The organism is Streptomyces sp. NPDC030820, from assembly GCF_055572075.1.
In genome coordinates this window covers 66086-80955 of sequence record NZ_JBVIEB010000017.1, presented here as the reverse complement: position 1 = coordinate 80955, position 14870 = coordinate 66086, and the positions used below count along the sequence as shown (strand labels likewise).

Below are 14870 nucleotides of genomic sequence, written 5' to 3'. Positions count from 1 at the left end.
CCGGAGCCGGCTCGACCGGTACGCTCAGCCCGCCGTGGCGAAGCCCTTGGCCACCATGGGACCGTCCACGAACTCTGTGATCGGATCCGGCGCCGGCTGCGGCGGATCGATCAGGTTCCAGATGAACTGGACCAGCGTGATGATGATGCCGACGACGGCCAGTGCCAGACCGGCAGGCCCTGCCCAGGCGAAGCTCATCAGCTCGAACCCGATCAGGGCGACAGTCATCAGACCGACGAAGGCGTTCAGCGCTTCGAACACGATGTTCCGTACGTCGCCCGACTTGATGGCGTCGTACAGCATGAACGCCGACAGCACCAGGCCGCAGACGGCCATGGCGGGGCCGATGCGCCGGGCCATGAACTCCGCCGAGTTCTCGCCGAAGATGGCCACGAAGGCCTTGCCGACCGGGCCTTCGGGCACGACCTTTCCACCCTCCTTGAACCAGGAGGCGAGGTCACCGGCGAAGGTGCGGAACGCGCCACCGTGACCGCCCAGGGAGAAGTTCTCCAGAAAACGGCCCACGCCCAGGGACATCATCTTCTCGATGCCCTTCACGAGGATCGCCAGGGCGAGGACGCCCAGGTTGACCTCTGTCGTGATCTGTTTGGGCGTCTGCGGGTTCTTGCTGTCCTGGGCGATCGTGTAGATGAGGTAACCCGCCGTTGCGCCGTAGAACATCATGCTCAGCAGGCCGCCGACCTTTCCCTTGGTCGTCAGGTCACTCCACGCTTCGTACTGGGCTCCCTGGAGCTGCTGGCCGATGAGGGCCTGCGCCTGCGGGTCCTGTGCGAGCTGCTGCAGCGGCTTGTTCAGCTGGTAGGCGCTCATGGCCGCCGCGATGCCGTCCACCAGGAGTGCGATCTGGTCGGCGGTGGTGACCAGGGTGCTCATGAGCTCCTGGTTCTCCTTGGCAGCCTGCTGCTGGACCTCGTCCATGATCGTCGGGTCGACCTTGCCCGCGATGGCGTTCTCGATCAGCGCCTGGAGATACGGTTTGAGGTCGTCCGACCACCGGGACTTCGAGTAGGTCACCCCGAGCAGCGCCGCGTAGGCGATGGTCATGAAGCGTTGGCCGTAGTCCTTGTCCGGCGCGAGAACCTGGAGCTTGACGTACCACTCGTACATGCGGGACTTGACGTTGTCGAACTCCTTGCTCGCGACCTGGATCTGCCAGGTGAGCAGATTGGCGTCGTCGGACAGCCAGTTGAAGTAGTCCAAGGCCCATTTCTCGGGGTCGTCCTGCAGATACGCCTGCATCTGCGGGACTCCGTCGCGATAGCCCTGGATGTACAGGGCGTTGCTCGCCTCCTGGTACGCAGGGCCGGCCGTCTGGCTCTTGCCCATGTCCTGCCAGACGGTCTGCATGGTCTGGGGCTGGATCCTCTTGATCAGATCCCTGTACTGCGGGTTGGTGCCCAGGTTGTCGTAGAGCATCTGCCCCGTTCCGAGGACGGCATAGTCCTTGAAGTACTGCGTGGAGTTCGCGAACACCTGCTGCACGCCGGGAGGCAGATAGTACGGGTGGCCGTAGATACCATCGACCCACTTCTGGTCCAGGGCATTGACCAGGCACTTGTTGAAGTAGCCGCCGCAGGTGGTCTGGGCGAAGTCGACCGTGAACTGTTTGCCCTTGTCATCGGTGACGACCTGGATCGACGAGATGTTGTCCAGGTCCTGCAATGACATCGTGGTCGAGGGCATGGCTTCGGCAAAGGCCGACGGCCGGCTCTCGTGAGCGGCGCGGAACACGGCGGCGCGGGGCTCGGGCAGCTCCGGCGCCGTGGCGCCGCGCCAGTCGTAGTCGTTGCCGTCGTCATCGGTCAGGGTGCCGGAGAACGTCTGGGACCCCGAGACCAGGACGATGCTGAACGCGTTCTGACGGAAGGGCGGCTGGAACTGCGCGACCATCTCCAGCCACGTTTCACCCTTGGCGCGATCGACCTTGGTCACGCGCGTGCGATCGCTGACGTTGTCGGAGCCGAGCAGGTAGGTGATCTTGAGCTCGCCGCTCACCCATTCGGACTTGATGGTGAAGTCCTCCCAGGGGAGGAACGGTGCCGCCGGGTCGGCCTTGAGGTGTCGCTGTGTGTGGTACACCTGCTCCAACGCCGCACCACGCAGGGCCTGAGGCTTCCCGCCGCCCGTGGACATCGTGCCGACGAACGCGTTCCCGCACTCCGTCAGGTTGAGCCGCGCCTGGAACGTGGGATCGCCGACTTTGCCCCGCATCAGCAGCGCGTGGTTGGGGCCGTGGTAATCCACTGTGTGGATGTGGTTCCCGTCATGGGTGATCATGTCCCGCATCACGGCGAGTCGGCCGTGGGGCACCCACTCCTCACCGTCGTACACCTCGGTGTCGTAGATGCGGCCATGAGCGACGCGGCAGTCACTCAGATCGTAGGTTATGGGGCGACTCAAGGGCATGGCTGACCGCCTTAGTGGTCGTCGGCAGCGCAGGAGCGCGCGGATCGTACCGGCGCAAGCGCAGCCCCAGCCCACGAGAGGACCGTGCACGACGCACTTGGCCAACACGTACTTGCGTTCAGTTTTGGGCGATCGCAGCCGGCCGGGCAAAAGGTGGGCGCCCACTCGGGTGAACACCTGGAGTCGGTACTTCGACAAGACCACTCAGCGACACTCCGCCGAGCGCCCTTCCAGCAGCTCCCGCCCCCGTTCGTTGTGGGCGAGCGAGGCGGCGCGCTCGAACTCGGCGCAGGCCTCGGCCGTGCGTCCCAGGCGGGCCAGCAGGTCGCCGCGGAACACATCTGCAGGTGTTGTCATGGCCGTCATCCTGCCTGCCACCACTGACATTGCCCGATGCTGCGGGACGGAAGAACGACCGGGAAGAAGACGGGGGGCGGGGCGGAGGCCGCGCAGCGCCCAGCCGCACATCTCAGCGCGAGCAAGCGCACGTAGCACCCTGGACGCGATCTTTCGGTGACGCCCGTGAGCGGGCGCATGTGACTGAGCGCCCCAGTTGGCACTGCTCGCCAAGTACGTTGCTCAGTTCGGCGAGAAGACGGGCGACGTACACGTCGCCGGAGCGGTCGGGCCCATCAGGAGTGGCTCCAGGCGTCTGCGTCCCAGTAGCCGTCGTGGCGGACGCAGCCGCCGTCGGCGACGACCAGTCCCTCGCCGGTACGTCGGCCGGGGCTCAGCGACAGCGCGACGCCGTGGTCGTCGGTGGTGTGGATCTCTTGCAGGCCGGTCGCCTTGTCGGTGACCGGGTCGGTCCCCGGCTCCGTCGTCACCTTCCATCCCCGCTCGGACCACCGCCTGCGAAGGTCGGCGACCGCCGCGCGATACCCGGCGTCGCCGTCCTTGAAATCCGGGGCCCAGGAGACGGACGGCTGGTCCCGGTGGGTGTCATCCCGGTCGACACCGAGGTCGTCCACGCATGATGCGCTGTCCGTGGACTTTCCCAGGATCACGGAGTCCGGATCCGAGCCCAGGAAGAGAACCGTGTCCTCGCCGGCGGCCTGCGTGTCGTGTACGTGCTCCAGGAACTGCGCCTCGGAACGGACTGGACCACCCGCCACGGCGTTGCAGCCCACGAGCAGGGACACCGCAACGGGCCCGGCAACGGACAGCCCCAGGACCCTGACCCGGCGGCGGAAAGCGGACGCCGCGGGAGCGGCGGAAGGAGTCGGCGTCATGAAGCCATCCGAACACCGCCACCCAGGCCGACGACACCGTCGCCCTACTCAGTCCCGTACTCACTCTTACTCAGAAGGGCCAGGGTGCCCGGAGAGCCCTCATGGCCTCTCTGAGGCTCTGAGCACCTATCTGGCGAACGGTGCCAACTTGGGCGCTAGTCGCAGCGCAGCGGCGAGCACTCGCAAGCAAGTAGGTAGCGCGGCGCGTATACCGTGCGGGATACTACGGGCATGGCTGAAACCACTGTCAAGGTCGACACGAGCACCAGGGACATCCTGCAAGGCCTCGCCGCCGCCGAAGGTCTGTCTGTAAAGGCCTACCTCGCCAAGCTGGCGGGGGAGAAAGAGCAGGAGCGGGCACTGCAGACGGCGACCGCCGCTTTCCGCCGGGTGATCAGCGAGCCCGGCGTCATGGACGCCTTCGATGCCGAGTTCGGTGGGCTGCCGTCCGCCGCGCACGACACCTCGCGGGCGGCCTGACCTGTGCCTCCCATCGTGCACGTCGACTACCGGTGGTTCCTCGAGCGCCAGGAGGAGATCCTCCGGGACGACCTGACCGTCAACGACTTCTCGGTCCTCGTCGGCATGGCCCAGCGCCAATGGGTCGACCCGCCCCGGCATGATCAGCACCATCCCGACGCCTTCTGGCGGGCTGCAGTCCTGCTGGAGGAGTGCGTGCTGCTGCGCCCACTCCCGGCCCGCAATGAGGTGTACGGATACGGCGTCGCCATCGCCTACCTCGAGGCCTCCGGAGAACGCGTGGACACGAAGTTTGAGCTCTGGCGGGAACTGATCTACGACATCCGGGGGCTGCGGCTGGACTCGTACGGCATCGCCGAGAGGCTGCGTTCCTGGCGCCAGGCCTGACCCTGAACAGCGCTGCGCATTTCACGGAGGATCGACGGTTGCTCGCTCGGCGGACCGGGATGCCGTCGAGCCGGCCGGAGCCGAGCCGTCGCCGTACTCCCGCCGCCGCGGACGCGGGGTGCGAGGAGACCGTTCCGCCCGGGGGTGGCCGAGGGGGAGCAGCAGCTGCCGCGATGCGGCTGAGCCCGTCGTTGGCGCTCCGCTCAGCGCTCCACCGCATTGGTGGCCCGTCCGGCGAAGTCGCTGGCACCCCGCCGGGGAGCGCCCGAACGGGGTCTCGAAATTGCCATGGGCCCTGGGTGCTCGACTCGCTGGGCCATTCACCGGACACCCACCTGGGCTGCGCCCAAAGAGAGTGGTTGATCACCAGCAGCAGCCACCGAGGCACGATCTGGTCCGCACGACGAGACCCTGGACCGCACGACGGACGGCTCCGGTCCGATCGCCGACCAGAAGCTGGGGGAGCTCAAGGAGCTCGACGCCGGCCTCGGCGAGCGCATCCCCACGTTCGGGGAGGTGCTGGACGCCGTCGGGCCGACGCTGCCGATCCAGGCGGAGATCAAGGATGTGGCCGCCGCCCGGTCGCTGGCCAAGGTGCTCACCGACCAGGACCTGCTGGACCGGGTCTCGGTGCTGTCGTTCCACGACGCGGCGCTGATCGAGATCCACCACGTGCTGCCGCGGGCCCGCACCGTGCTGGTGGCGGGGCCCAGTGCGCACCGCGACACCTTCGTCGGCCGTGCCCAGAAGGTCGGTTTCACCCTGGTCAGCGTGGAGCTGTGCCAGCTCCATCCAGGTCGGCCAGACCTTCCTCTTGACCGAGGTGGCCCACGCGCACCGCGTCGGCGAAGCCGGGACTGTGCGCGGCAAACTCGTGCTACTCGTGGACTGACCGGTCTTCACGATGGAAGGGGCAGTTGTAGCCTGAATGCGCCGGTCTCGAGCAGTGACCGTGCACTGTAGTTGGGCAGGTTGCGGAATCGAGCGCGGATCCACGGAGGTGTTCGAGGCGGCCGTTGACCGCCTGCGTGGGACCGTTGGACGTACCGGGACGGTCGAAGTAGGCCAGCACATCGGCGGCTCGCTTCTTCAGGCCTGGCCGAGCGGAACGATCTCGGCCAGGGCGCGAACGCCGCGGCCGATGGACGCGTTGAGGGTGGCCTTGATGGCGATTCTTGAAAACGGCTCTGGCCGCAGTTCCGTGATCCGGCTTGATCGTCAAGACCTGAAGGGCGGCTCCGTCCAGGGATGCCCTTCTGGTGAGCTGCTTGTTGGCCGTCCGGCCATCACGTAGTCGTGATACTCGTCCTGGACCACACCGGCGTTCACCCACCTTCCGCGTACTGCTCCGGTGACGTCTTCGGCGGCTGTGAGGCCGGCGCCGTCAGGCGGGTGAGCGGTTGGAAACCGTTCCGTTGCCCTCCCAGACGTTCGTGTTTCTCGCCTCCGTGGGCATTGCCCAACTCTCACCGACTGCCGCCATGTACTCCTGGGCCGCTGCTGTGCCGCTGTCCGTTGCAGCGGACCGTCTTGCCCACCGGTGGGGCAGTTGAAGCCCCTGGCCGCACCTACCTGCTGCTCCTGCTGCTCCGGGGCGACAGCTGGGGGCATCGGCTATTGGGGGCAACTGCGGGCGTCGTGCGGCGGGCCGAGTGGAGCTCGGGCATACATTGGGCAGGCATGAGCCACGTTCCGTCAGATCAGGTCCTCGGCCCAGGACGGCGCGGCGCCCTCTCCGGGCTCGTCGGCGTGGCGGGGGCCGCGCTGCTGGCCGCGGGCTGCACCGGCACGGAGGCCTCCTCCGAGCAGGTTCCCGCCTCGGGGACGGCCTCCCCCTCGGCAGGCGGGCCCACGCCGGGGGCGATGACCCTGTTCAGTAACCCGGAGCTCAACTTCAACGGCCTCCTGGCGCTCGGCGGGTCCGACCAGGGCAGCGGCGACGTGGGCGAGGTGCTCACGGCTGTGAACGCGATCAACAAGGCCGGTCCGTCAGCACAGGTGTACGTCGAGACCTTCAGGAAGCTCGGCGACCGTCTGATGAAAGCGCCCGAGGGGGCGGGAAACCCGACAGGGAGACCGCACGCTTCCGGGCGCTGAGAGCTTCGCAGTACTACTCCCAGGCGCTCTTCTTCGTCCTCGGCTCCAAGGACCCGGGCAGCGAGGAGCAGCTGTACAAGGCCTGCCGTGCCGCCTGGGACACCTTCTGCAAGCTGTGCGACCCGGCACCGGTGACAGCAAGTGTTCCGTACGGGAGGACTCCGCTGCCCGTGTGGCTGTTCCGCCCCGACGCATCAGGACACCGGCGCCCCACCGTCATCCTTACCAACGGCAGCGATGGACAGAACGTCGACATGTGGACGTACGGTGTCTCCGCCGCGCTGGCCCGGGACTGGAATGCCCTCGTCTACGAGGGGCCTGGCCAGGGACAGATGATCTTCCTGGACCAGGTGGTGTTCAGCGCTCGCTGGGAGACGGTTGTGACGCCGCTCGTCGACTGGCTGACCGCCCGTTCTGACGTGGACGCGGACAAAATCGCTCTCACCGGGCTGAGCATGGGGGGCGACTTGGCTCCCCGGGCCGCGGCCTTCGAACAGCGGATCGCAGCAGTGGTCGCGATGCCCGGCTGCCTGGATCCGTGGCTGGGCTTCGGGGAGCTCCGGAAGATTCTCACTCCCGACAAACAAGAGACCAACAACGTCTGGAACAAGGAGGTTGCCCCACATCTGTCGTCCGCTGAGGCGGCGACCGTGAAGAAACGCTTCGAACCCTTCTCCGCGCCGGCGATGCTCGCCGCTCGCCAAGGCAGACTGTTCACCGATTTCTACACTCCCGCCAAGCTCATCAAGTCGCTGGACATCACAGACGTCGTGGGTCGCATCAAGGCACCCACGCTGGTCCTCGACTACGACTTCGAACAGTTCTACCCAGGCCAGCCGCACGAGATGTTCGACAAGCTGACGGCCCCGAAGGAATACGTGAAGCTCACCGCAGCGACCGGCGCGCAGCTGCACTGCTCGCCGATGGCGCCCAGGCAGCACTGCGAGGTGGTCTTCGACTGGCTGCAGCAGACACTTCAGGGCGGCTGACCCACTGCTACTCCAGCCTGACCTCTGTATCTGACTACATCGCCGAGCATGCCGACGACTTCGTGCAGCGCTGGCAGGCAACTGGCCCGCCACCATGCAAAGGGACGGCAGTGAGGGCGCGCAGCGGATGGAGGCCCTCCCCGTTGAGGACGGCGCGCTCGGCGGAGTGCTGGCCCACTACTCGATGATCCACACCCCTCCTGGGGAACTCCCCGCGCTGCTTGCCGAGTAAGCGCGTGTGCTGGCACCAGGGGGCCTGCTCCTGGTCTCGTTCTTCGCGACCGTCTCGCCCGAGCCGGTCTGCTTCGACCACAAGGTGACGCCCGCCTATAGCCGGCCGGCGGACCGGTTCGCCGACCTGCTGGCCGGGGCTGGGCTCGTAAGATCCGCCCGGCTGCACGACCCGGCATCCGAGCGGGGCTTCCTCGACGCCCACTTGGAGGCCGTTTCTTATGGTGCCAACGGGACCTTGAGTGGTTCGTGGGAGACCTGGTTGACCGGTTGGTTCCAGACGAGTTGTGGATGCTGTTCCGGCGCGTGGTGCCACCTTGCTGTCGGCGACGGCTGAAAAGTGATCCAGAACCTGAAAAGTGGACCAGTAGCGACGATCACGCGAATCCACCTTAGAACCCAAGCGTCGGCAGTGGCTCACAATTCAGCCGTCGCCGACAGCCTTGCAATGGGGGACTCCACGACCGGTAGCGGCTGGGCCCGAACCGCCCTGGCCGCGTGGCGATCGGCTCGAACGGGGAGCCTTCTCGCCCTTTTCTGCCAGGTCCGCCCAGGAGAGCGGCGCAGCGTGGACACCTCGACGAGGACACGGTGCACGGCGTCTGAGCGGGGCCGCACTGCTTGCCAGAACCGGGACCTGCCGGATCGCGGCTATTCGTGTGGGCCGATGACACCGAGGGTCTGTGCGCATCCGCCGAGCCGTGGGCCGGCCTGCTGCGCGACTGCCGCAGGCGCGGCATGCGCGACCCCGCAGGTCGGCATGGCTCGGGCAGTTCGGAGCCAGCCGCGGGACGTGGCAGCGCAAGGCCGGGGAGGGAGTCGGCCGCGACCGGCGTCGCCACCCTCCGCCAGGTCTCCCGCGGCTACTGCCCGGCCTGCAGGCGCGGTGGCGCCGCCCACCCCAGTCGTTGAGGACGGGGAGCGGGAACGCAAGCACGGGAGGGCCGAGGCAGACCTCGAGGACGTCCTCGCCGGGTTCGCCGGGTTCGCCGGGTTCGGCAACGGGCCTGCCCCTCACCGGGGCAACCGCCGACGACCGCCGCTGTTCAGGCGACGAGAAGGCAGGCGAACAATCTCAGCTCAAGCCGGGCGGCGCCGCCTTGCCACGGCCGTTGTCCGGCTCTGCACCCGCCGGGCGAACCGTTTCTTCCACTCCCCGCCGCGGCGACTTCTTCCCCACAGCCATCGCAGCAGCCGCACGAGCCAGCTGCGCTTGCACCTGCTCGAACGCCCGCGACGCTGACCGCTTCCGCTTATGACTTCCGCTCATACACGTTCAACGCCCCACCGCCCGGTTCGTAACCGCAATACCCCCAAATGGAGCACGCAACTACGGCCCCAGCAGCGTCATGCGACGCCCACCGAAGGACGAACCCACCTGAACCGGGGCCGAGCCTGTGATGATCGGACGGCGGCGTCACCCTGGTAGAGCGTTTGTTCTTGGCGGAGTAGGCGCCTGCCCTGGTTTGCGTTTGTTCGGATGTTTCCTCGGCCGGGCGTGGATGGCTGTGGGGCTGCTTCTGGGTGTCGGGCTTGGCGGCTTTTTCGTCGGGAGGAGGGCCGCTTTGTCGAACTCGCGCTGTTGGAAAGCCGTGATGAGGGCTTGCAAGTCTTGGCCGGTGATGGACTGGCCGCTGGCGCCGGGGTACGGCTCGTCGCGGCTCCGACGTTGTCAGTGCGGTGGGTAACCGTTGCAGGTGTCGCCGCGGTGTTAGCCGTCGTCCAGGTGGTCGCCGCTGTGGTCTATACCCGTCTGCGGAAACGAGGCTGGGACGCTTGAGCGTAACCGAGGACGCGACGGGCTGTTGTCGCAGGTAGGCCACGGGGGTATGGCGGGCAGGTCATCGTGTTGATGTTCTCCCTGACCCCACTGGCCAGCGAAACCGACGTGACGTCTCCGTCCGGCTCGCTGAAGACGTGGGCCGAGAGGTTGCGCCCGGGGACGGTCAGGCATCAGCCGCGGGGAACCCGGCCGATGACTGACACTCGCTGACTCTGGAGGCCGACGCCCTCGCGAACGGCTCACTAGCGGGGGATTTTCGAGGTGCGCTCGGGGTGGGCGGCGGTGATGTAGCGCATGGCGGTGCTGTCGCTGGTGCCGAAGACACGCATGAGACGGAGGGGGTCTGTGGTCTCCCGGGCCTCAAAGAGGATGCGGTCCTGGCGGACCTGCTGCAGCGTCAGTGCCTGTTTGCGATCCCGGCTAGGCAGGAGCCGCAGTACCCTAGTCCACACCGGGATGGGGCTTGCGTCCCCTTCCAGGGTGCCGGGGGGCAGAATGCTTGATCAGGCATTGATGGCACTGGCTTCGGCGGCCGGGGTGGCCGTGGCGCAGGCGGCCGGGACGGACGCTTGGCAGAGCGTACGAGAGCGGGTGACCCGTCTCTTCGGCCGTGATCCCGCTTCAAGCGCTGCCGAGCAAGCGACTCGGGAGCGGCTGGACCGGACAGCGGCCCAACTGGAAGGTGCTACGCCCGAGGCAGTTGAGCGTGTCCGCAACGCAGCCGCCGCTGCATGGGAAACACGCTTCCAGGACCTTCTGGAAGAGTTGGACGAGGCCGACCGCAACCGGACGGCCACCCGGCTGCGAGAGCTGGTGGCCTTTACTCAGCGCTCCGTCAGCGGCGTTGCGACCGGTGACGAGGGCATCGCCATTGGCGGCAATGCGCACGTCCAAGCCGAGAACCAGTCGGTGGCTGCTTTGAAGATGGGCGATGTAACCATCGGAAACCCTCCGATGCCGGGTCCGGACAAGGACTGACCGCACCCGGCACATCTCCCACTGCTCATGTCAAGGCACACACGGCGATCGTTGCGCAGCAGCACGGGGTCGCGGTGGGGCAGATGAACATCGGCAAGGTGGAGCAACACCTGACCCAGCGGCCGCCGGTGACGTGGCCTCACCGCACCGGGGACCTGATGCCGCAGCAGGCTGACCATTTCCAGCCCCGCGTGTTGTCGGAGGACTTGGCCGCAGCGGCCGTCGGAGGCCAGACCGTCGTACTTGCCGATGCCCCTGGCAGCAAGGCCTGGGAGGACTTGGCACAGGAGGCCGAGAGGAAGCTGGACTCTGTCTTTTACGAGAGTACTGACGTCACTGCCTGGAGAGTCGCCGCGAAGGATGGGGTGGGCAAGACGCAGCTGGCCGCTCACCACGCCCGCGCTGCATTACGGGATGGCAGCGTGGACCTCCTGATGTGGGTGTCTGCTGGCAGACTCACGTTCACGGGGGAGATGGGGCGGGGCGGGCTCACTGCCCTTGAGCGGAAGATTGCCAGGTTCTACAGCCAGGCCGGCGTAGAGCTAGTCGGCGCCGATCCGGCATATCCCACCCGCGCGCTTGAGCGATTCCTGCTCTGGGCAGAGACCACCGACCGGCGATGGCTCCTGGTCCTGGACGACGTCGCTCTCCCATCCGACGTCGTTGGTTGGTTGCCTCCGCACAATCCGCACGGCTCCACGATCATCACGGCCCGGCGCTGGGACAATGCGCTTGGCCCGGGCCAACTCCGAATCGACGTCGGCGGCTACACCCCTGACGAAGCAGCGTCATACCTGACCAACGTGCTCAACGCCCACAACCGTCAGGACGATCCCACCGACATCATGCAACTCGGCGCCGATCTGGAGTACCGCCCGGTTGCACTGGCGCGGGCCGCCGCCTACCTCGTCGAGAAACATGTGGACTGCGCCGCCTACTGTGCCAAGTTGAAGAGGCTCACCCTGCCCGAACGGCTCTTGGGCCCGGATCACGAGACCGCCATCAACACGCGGATATACCGTCTGGATATGAAACGGCGTTCCACCAGTCTCCGCTTGGCTTTCGACTTGACTTCGAACGATGTCACCTCGGGCAAGGCCACACACTATCGCGAAAAGGCCACGCACTCCTACCGCGAAATCACGGCTACCTACGCGGACCTGCTCTCCGACGTTCTGATCAAGTATGGGCCCGACCATCCCACCATGCTCACCGCGCGGCGTGACTTTGCGCGGGCTCTCGATGATGTAGGAAAGACAGCCGGCGCCGAACGGATCCTCGAGGAACTGGTACCTCAGTTGGAAGAGCTGGACGAACCGGGCGGCTTCTGCGCCGCCCAGGCCCGCCAACTGCTAGCGCGAATTCGAGGAGGGGAGCCTCCGTCTGCATATTAGGGAACTGGCGAGATCGTTCCGCTGATGGTCACAGTGCCTGTTGCCCCACCAAGCACGCCGCCTTGGAAGATTCCACTTCCTGCAAGGGTGACAGCTCCATTAGCTGACACCGGTGAACCGGGCGTGTCGGTGCTGAGGGCAAGAGGGAGATCGGAATCTTCGTCGAAGAGAGGAAGGTCGATGCTGTGGTCGAAGTGGAGCGTGATGGGGATCTTTATGCTGCCGTTTGCGTAAAGGCCAGATCCACCACCGATCTTCGTTACGGTAGTCACGTTCTTCCCGATCGGCGTATCGAACGGCGGGGTAGCGATCGCCGGGAAGGAGGTAATGGCTATGAAGGTGCGCTGCCCGTTGAGGACTAAGCCAAGTACGATGCCAGCCCCATAGGGGCCAGGTGCTCTACTGTCTGTCGTGGTGATCGTGGCGGTACCGGTGAAGGTCGCTTCGAGGGGTGGCGGTGGAGGAGGCGGCGGCGGATTGTCTCGTAGACAATCGACAAGACGATTGCGCGCCGCCAGAATCTGCCGGTTCAGTGCTTTGATCTGTGCTGCCAGCGTAGCCTTCTCGCTGGTCGGCGCGTTACGAAGCTCCTCTTGGAGGTCGTTCCGCTCCTGCTCCATTTCCGCGATGCTCTCAGCCAAGGGTTGACAGACGACAGGTATACCCATAGGGGCCCTCCCTAGCGCTATTACTCACGTCAGGCGCCAACCGTAGGAATCCTCAGCGGAGCGCTTGTCTCCCCTGGAGGGGTGATCCGAAGCATCTAACCATCAACTTCCCCGTCACATAAGAGAAGTTGTGTGATTTTTACAATGGAGGAACTCGGTTCCGCATTTCGGAGGCTGGGGTGAAAAGGTGGGAATGAGGTGACGGCAGCGGTGACGGCCGTTGGATCGTCAGAGCCCGTCGGGGACACGTCTTCTGGAACTGGATTGAATGCGGTTATAGGAAAATGATCTACCCCTCAGTGGAACCGCGTACTACGCTCAGCATCGCTGACGGTTCCGCAGGCTGCGGCCTGACGCGGATCCGCAGCCGGCTCCGGCGGGGGGATTTGGAGAGCCGAACGCGTCGGCTGGGTCAGACGGCGAGACATCAGGGTGATCGCCGCCCAGGTGATCAGAGCCTCGCTGTGCTGTGGGAGGCGCTCATAGTCGCGGACCAGCCGACGCGCGTGCCTGATCCATCCCAGGCTCCGCTCCACAACCCAACGCCGGGGAAGGACGACGAACCCGGTCGCGTCCTTCGGCCGGGACACCGTGCGGACGGTGAGGTGCAGGAAGTCCTTCGCCCAGTCGACCAGCTGGTCGGCGTAGGCCGAATCTGCCCAGACCGCGGTGAGTTCGGGGTGCATCAGCCGCAGACGGAAGAGGACCTCGCGTCCGGCGTCGCGGTCCTGGACGTCCGCCGGGGTGACCATGACCAGCAGCGGCAACCCCTTCGTATCCACGACCAGGTGTCTCTTCCTCCCGTTGATCTTTTTGCCTGCGTCGTAGCCGCGGCTGTTTCGGCCGACGGTCTCCGCGGCCTTCACGGACTGGGAGTCGATGACGATCGCGACGGCGTGCGGAGCGCGGCCCATGCCTTGGCGGATCTTCCGGCGCAGTTGGTCGCGGATGACGTTCAGGACGCCGGCGGCGCCCCACTTGGCCAGGATTCCGTAGACCGTGCGCCATGGCGGGAAGTCACGTGGCAAGGCCCGGTATTTGCAGCCCGAGTCGACCAGGTGGCGGATGGCGTCCACGATGTCGCGGCGCGGCCACTTCTCCGGCCGGCCGCCCTGCGGGGTCCGGCAGGCCGGTGTGGGCAGCAGGGGTTCGAGCAGGGCCCATTCAGCGACGGTGGTGTCGGAGGGGTAGGTGCGTCGGCGCACGGTTTCACCTTGAGTTCGATCACGAAGGGTTTCAGGCGGCGGCCAGCAGGTCGAGTGTCGATTCGACGGCGGCGAGCTGGGTGACCACGTAGGCGATCCACTTGTCTGTGGGGTGCAGGGCCGCGTGCGGGGCGATGGTGCCGGTCATGAGCTGGCGTACCTCGACGAGTTTTTCGTGGATCTCGGCGATCCCGTACTTGCGCAGCACTTCGGGGTCGCCGCTGAAGCGGTAGCCGTCGGCCAGTGTCCATACGGTCGGTGGCCAGCCCTTTTCTGCAGCCTGGTCGCGCAGCATTGCCAGCCCGGCGCGGACTTGGCCATGGGTCAGCTCGGTGGCCCGCATCAACTGCGGCAGTGTCAGGCCGACGCCCTGGGCCTCGAAGAGCACCGTGCGGATGCGGTCGGCGTGGGAACGGGCCGCATCGCCCTTCCGCCGCGGTCGGCTCTTGCGGCGCTTGGCTTTGCGGGTCACGGCTACTGGCCCCTGATCAGCCGCTCAAGCTCGGCGTCCAGGTCCACCTGGCCGGTGTCCACGGCCTGCTCCACCCACTCCAGCGTCGCCTTCACCCTGCCCACATTCTCGTGCACAACCGCACGTTCCTCCTCCGACAACTGCCGGTCCCGCAGGCGCGGGACGACCCGGCCGACCGTCGCGACGAACGCGCTACCGGCCCTGACCGATGTCTCCGTCCGCATCGCGCACACCCGTTGCAGGACGGTCGGCCAACAGTCCGTCAGTGCCCAGGCAGTCGTGGCGGTCACGGAGGCCGCACTTGACGTGGGAGAGCACCTGGAACCAACCGTCACCGCCGTAGGACACACAGTGAGGTTGAAGCATCAACCGGGGCTCCGGAGAAGGTGCATGCCACGTTGGGCGGCACGGCCGTCCACCGGCGTACTCAGCACGCCGGTGGACGGCCAACCGGGGCCGTGGGGTGTCGGAGGTGATACTGGCCTTGACGGGACGCTCACCTCAGGTGCGGTCCCATGAGCTGGCAT

At 66.5% G+C, this 14870-nt stretch carries 13 protein-coding genes and 4 pseudogenes; 9 read left to right on the top strand and 8 right to left on the bottom strand.

Annotation, left to right across the window (positions count from 1 at the left end):
• Positions 1–24: 24 nt before the first annotated feature.
• The 3 genes from ACZ418_RS35925 to ACZ418_RS35915 all read right to left on the bottom strand — a co-directional run bounded on the left by ACZ418_RS35925 (position 25) and on the right by ACZ418_RS35915 (position 3659).
• A complete protein-coding gene (locus ACZ418_RS35925; RefSeq protein ID WP_468371373.1) occupies positions 25–2421 on the bottom strand; it encodes a phage tail family protein in 2397 nt (798 codons plus the stop codon).
• 210 nt (positions 2422–2631) lie between these two features.
• A complete protein-coding gene (locus ACZ418_RS35920; RefSeq protein WP_468371372.1) occupies positions 2632–2784 on the bottom strand; it encodes a hypothetical protein in 153 nt (50 codons plus the stop codon).
• A gap of 275 nt (positions 2785–3059) precedes the next feature.
• Positions 3060–3659 carry a hypothetical protein gene (locus ACZ418_RS35915; RefSeq protein ID WP_468371371.1) on the bottom strand — a complete coding sequence of 200 codons (600 nt, stop codon included), beginning with the start codon at positions 3657–3659 and terminating at the stop codon, positions 3060–3062.
• A gap of 231 nt (positions 3660–3890) precedes the next feature.
• Here ACZ418_RS35915 and ACZ418_RS35910 point away from each other — a divergent pair, with 231 nt between their 5' ends.
• The 4 genes and pseudogenes from ACZ418_RS35910 to ACZ418_RS35895 form a co-directional block, all read left to right on the top strand.
• Positions 3891–4139: an antitoxin MazE7 gene (locus ACZ418_RS35910; protein WP_468371369.1), complete on the top strand. Its 249-nt coding sequence runs from the start codon at positions 3891–3893 to the stop codon at positions 4137–4139.
• Positions 4140–4154: 15 nt separating this feature from the next.
• On the top strand, positions 4155–4526 hold the full coding sequence (locus tag ACZ418_RS35905) for a toxin Doc (protein ID WP_468371368.1): 372 nt from the start codon (positions 4155–4157) through the stop codon (positions 4524–4526).
• A 411-nt stretch (positions 4527–4937) separates the two neighbouring features.
• A pseudogene (locus ACZ418_RS35900) lies at positions 4938–5153 on the top strand (glycerophosphodiester phosphodiesterase); the annotation flags it as partial.
• A gap of 160 nt (positions 5154–5313) precedes the next feature.
• Positions 5314–5418: pseudogene (locus ACZ418_RS35895) on the top strand (NADP-dependent oxidoreductase); the annotation flags it as partial.
• Between the two features lie 7 nt (positions 5419–5425).
• Here the strand turns inward: ACZ418_RS35895 and ACZ418_RS35890 are convergent.
• A pseudogene (locus tag ACZ418_RS35890) lies at positions 5426–5660 on the bottom strand (transposase); the annotation flags it as partial.
• A 546-nt stretch (positions 5661–6206) separates the two neighbouring features.
• Between ACZ418_RS35890 and ACZ418_RS35885 the strand changes: the two are divergent.
• The 5 genes and pseudogenes from ACZ418_RS35885 (at position 6207) to ACZ418_RS35865 (ending at position 11998) form a co-directional block, all read left to right on the top strand.
• The gene (locus tag ACZ418_RS35885) at positions 6207–6623 is read left to right on the top strand and encodes a hypothetical protein (protein ID WP_468371366.1); all 417 of its coding nucleotides are present in this window, start codon (positions 6207–6209) and stop codon (positions 6621–6623) included.
• A 170-nt stretch (positions 6624–6793) separates the two neighbouring features.
• The gene (locus ACZ418_RS35880; RefSeq protein ID WP_468371364.1) at positions 6794–7612 is read left to right on the top strand and encodes an alpha/beta hydrolase family protein; all 819 of its coding nucleotides are present in this window, start codon (positions 6794–6796) and stop codon (positions 7610–7612) included.
• A 124-nt stretch (positions 7613–7736) separates the two neighbouring features.
• Positions 7737–8057 (top strand): annotated as a pseudogene (locus ACZ418_RS35875) (methyltransferase domain-containing protein); the annotation flags it as partial.
• Between the two features lie 2064 nt (positions 8058–10121).
• Positions 10122–10604 (top strand): hypothetical protein, encoded by a 483-nt coding sequence (locus ACZ418_RS35870; protein ID WP_468371362.1) that lies wholly within the window; start codon positions 10122–10124, stop codon positions 10602–10604.
• Positions 10605–10687: 83 nt separating this feature from the next.
• The gene (locus ACZ418_RS35865) at positions 10688–11998 is read left to right on the top strand and encodes a hypothetical protein (RefSeq protein ID WP_468371361.1); all 1311 of its coding nucleotides are present in this window, start codon (positions 10688–10690) and stop codon (positions 11996–11998) included.
• On the opposite strand, the gene ACZ418_RS35860 is transcribed toward ACZ418_RS35865, so the two are convergent.
• The 4 genes from ACZ418_RS35860 to ACZ418_RS35845 all read right to left on the bottom strand — a co-directional run bounded on the left by ACZ418_RS35860 (position 11995) and on the right by ACZ418_RS35845 (position 14633).
• Complete coding sequence (locus ACZ418_RS35860; RefSeq protein WP_468371360.1) at positions 11995–12666, bottom strand: v-SNARE N-terminal domain-containing protein; 672 nt, start codon at positions 12664–12666, stop codon at positions 11995–11997. The two genes, ACZ418_RS35865 and ACZ418_RS35860, sit on opposite strands and share 4 nt — an antisense overlap.
• A gap of 296 nt (positions 12667–12962) precedes the next feature.
• Complete coding sequence (locus tag ACZ418_RS35855) at positions 12963–13871, bottom strand: IS5 family transposase (RefSeq protein WP_468371358.1); 909 nt, start codon at positions 13869–13871, stop codon at positions 12963–12965.
• A 31-nt stretch (positions 13872–13902) separates the two neighbouring features.
• Positions 13903–14343, bottom strand: coding sequence for a RacP protein (locus tag ACZ418_RS35850; RefSeq protein WP_468371357.1), 441 nt, complete (start codon positions 14341–14343; stop codon positions 13903–13905).
• Positions 14344–14345: 2 nt separating this feature from the next.
• Positions 14346–14633, bottom strand: coding sequence for a DUF6192 family protein (locus ACZ418_RS35845; protein ID WP_468371355.1), 288 nt, complete (start codon positions 14631–14633; stop codon positions 14346–14348).
• Positions 14634–14870 lie beyond the last annotated feature (237 nt).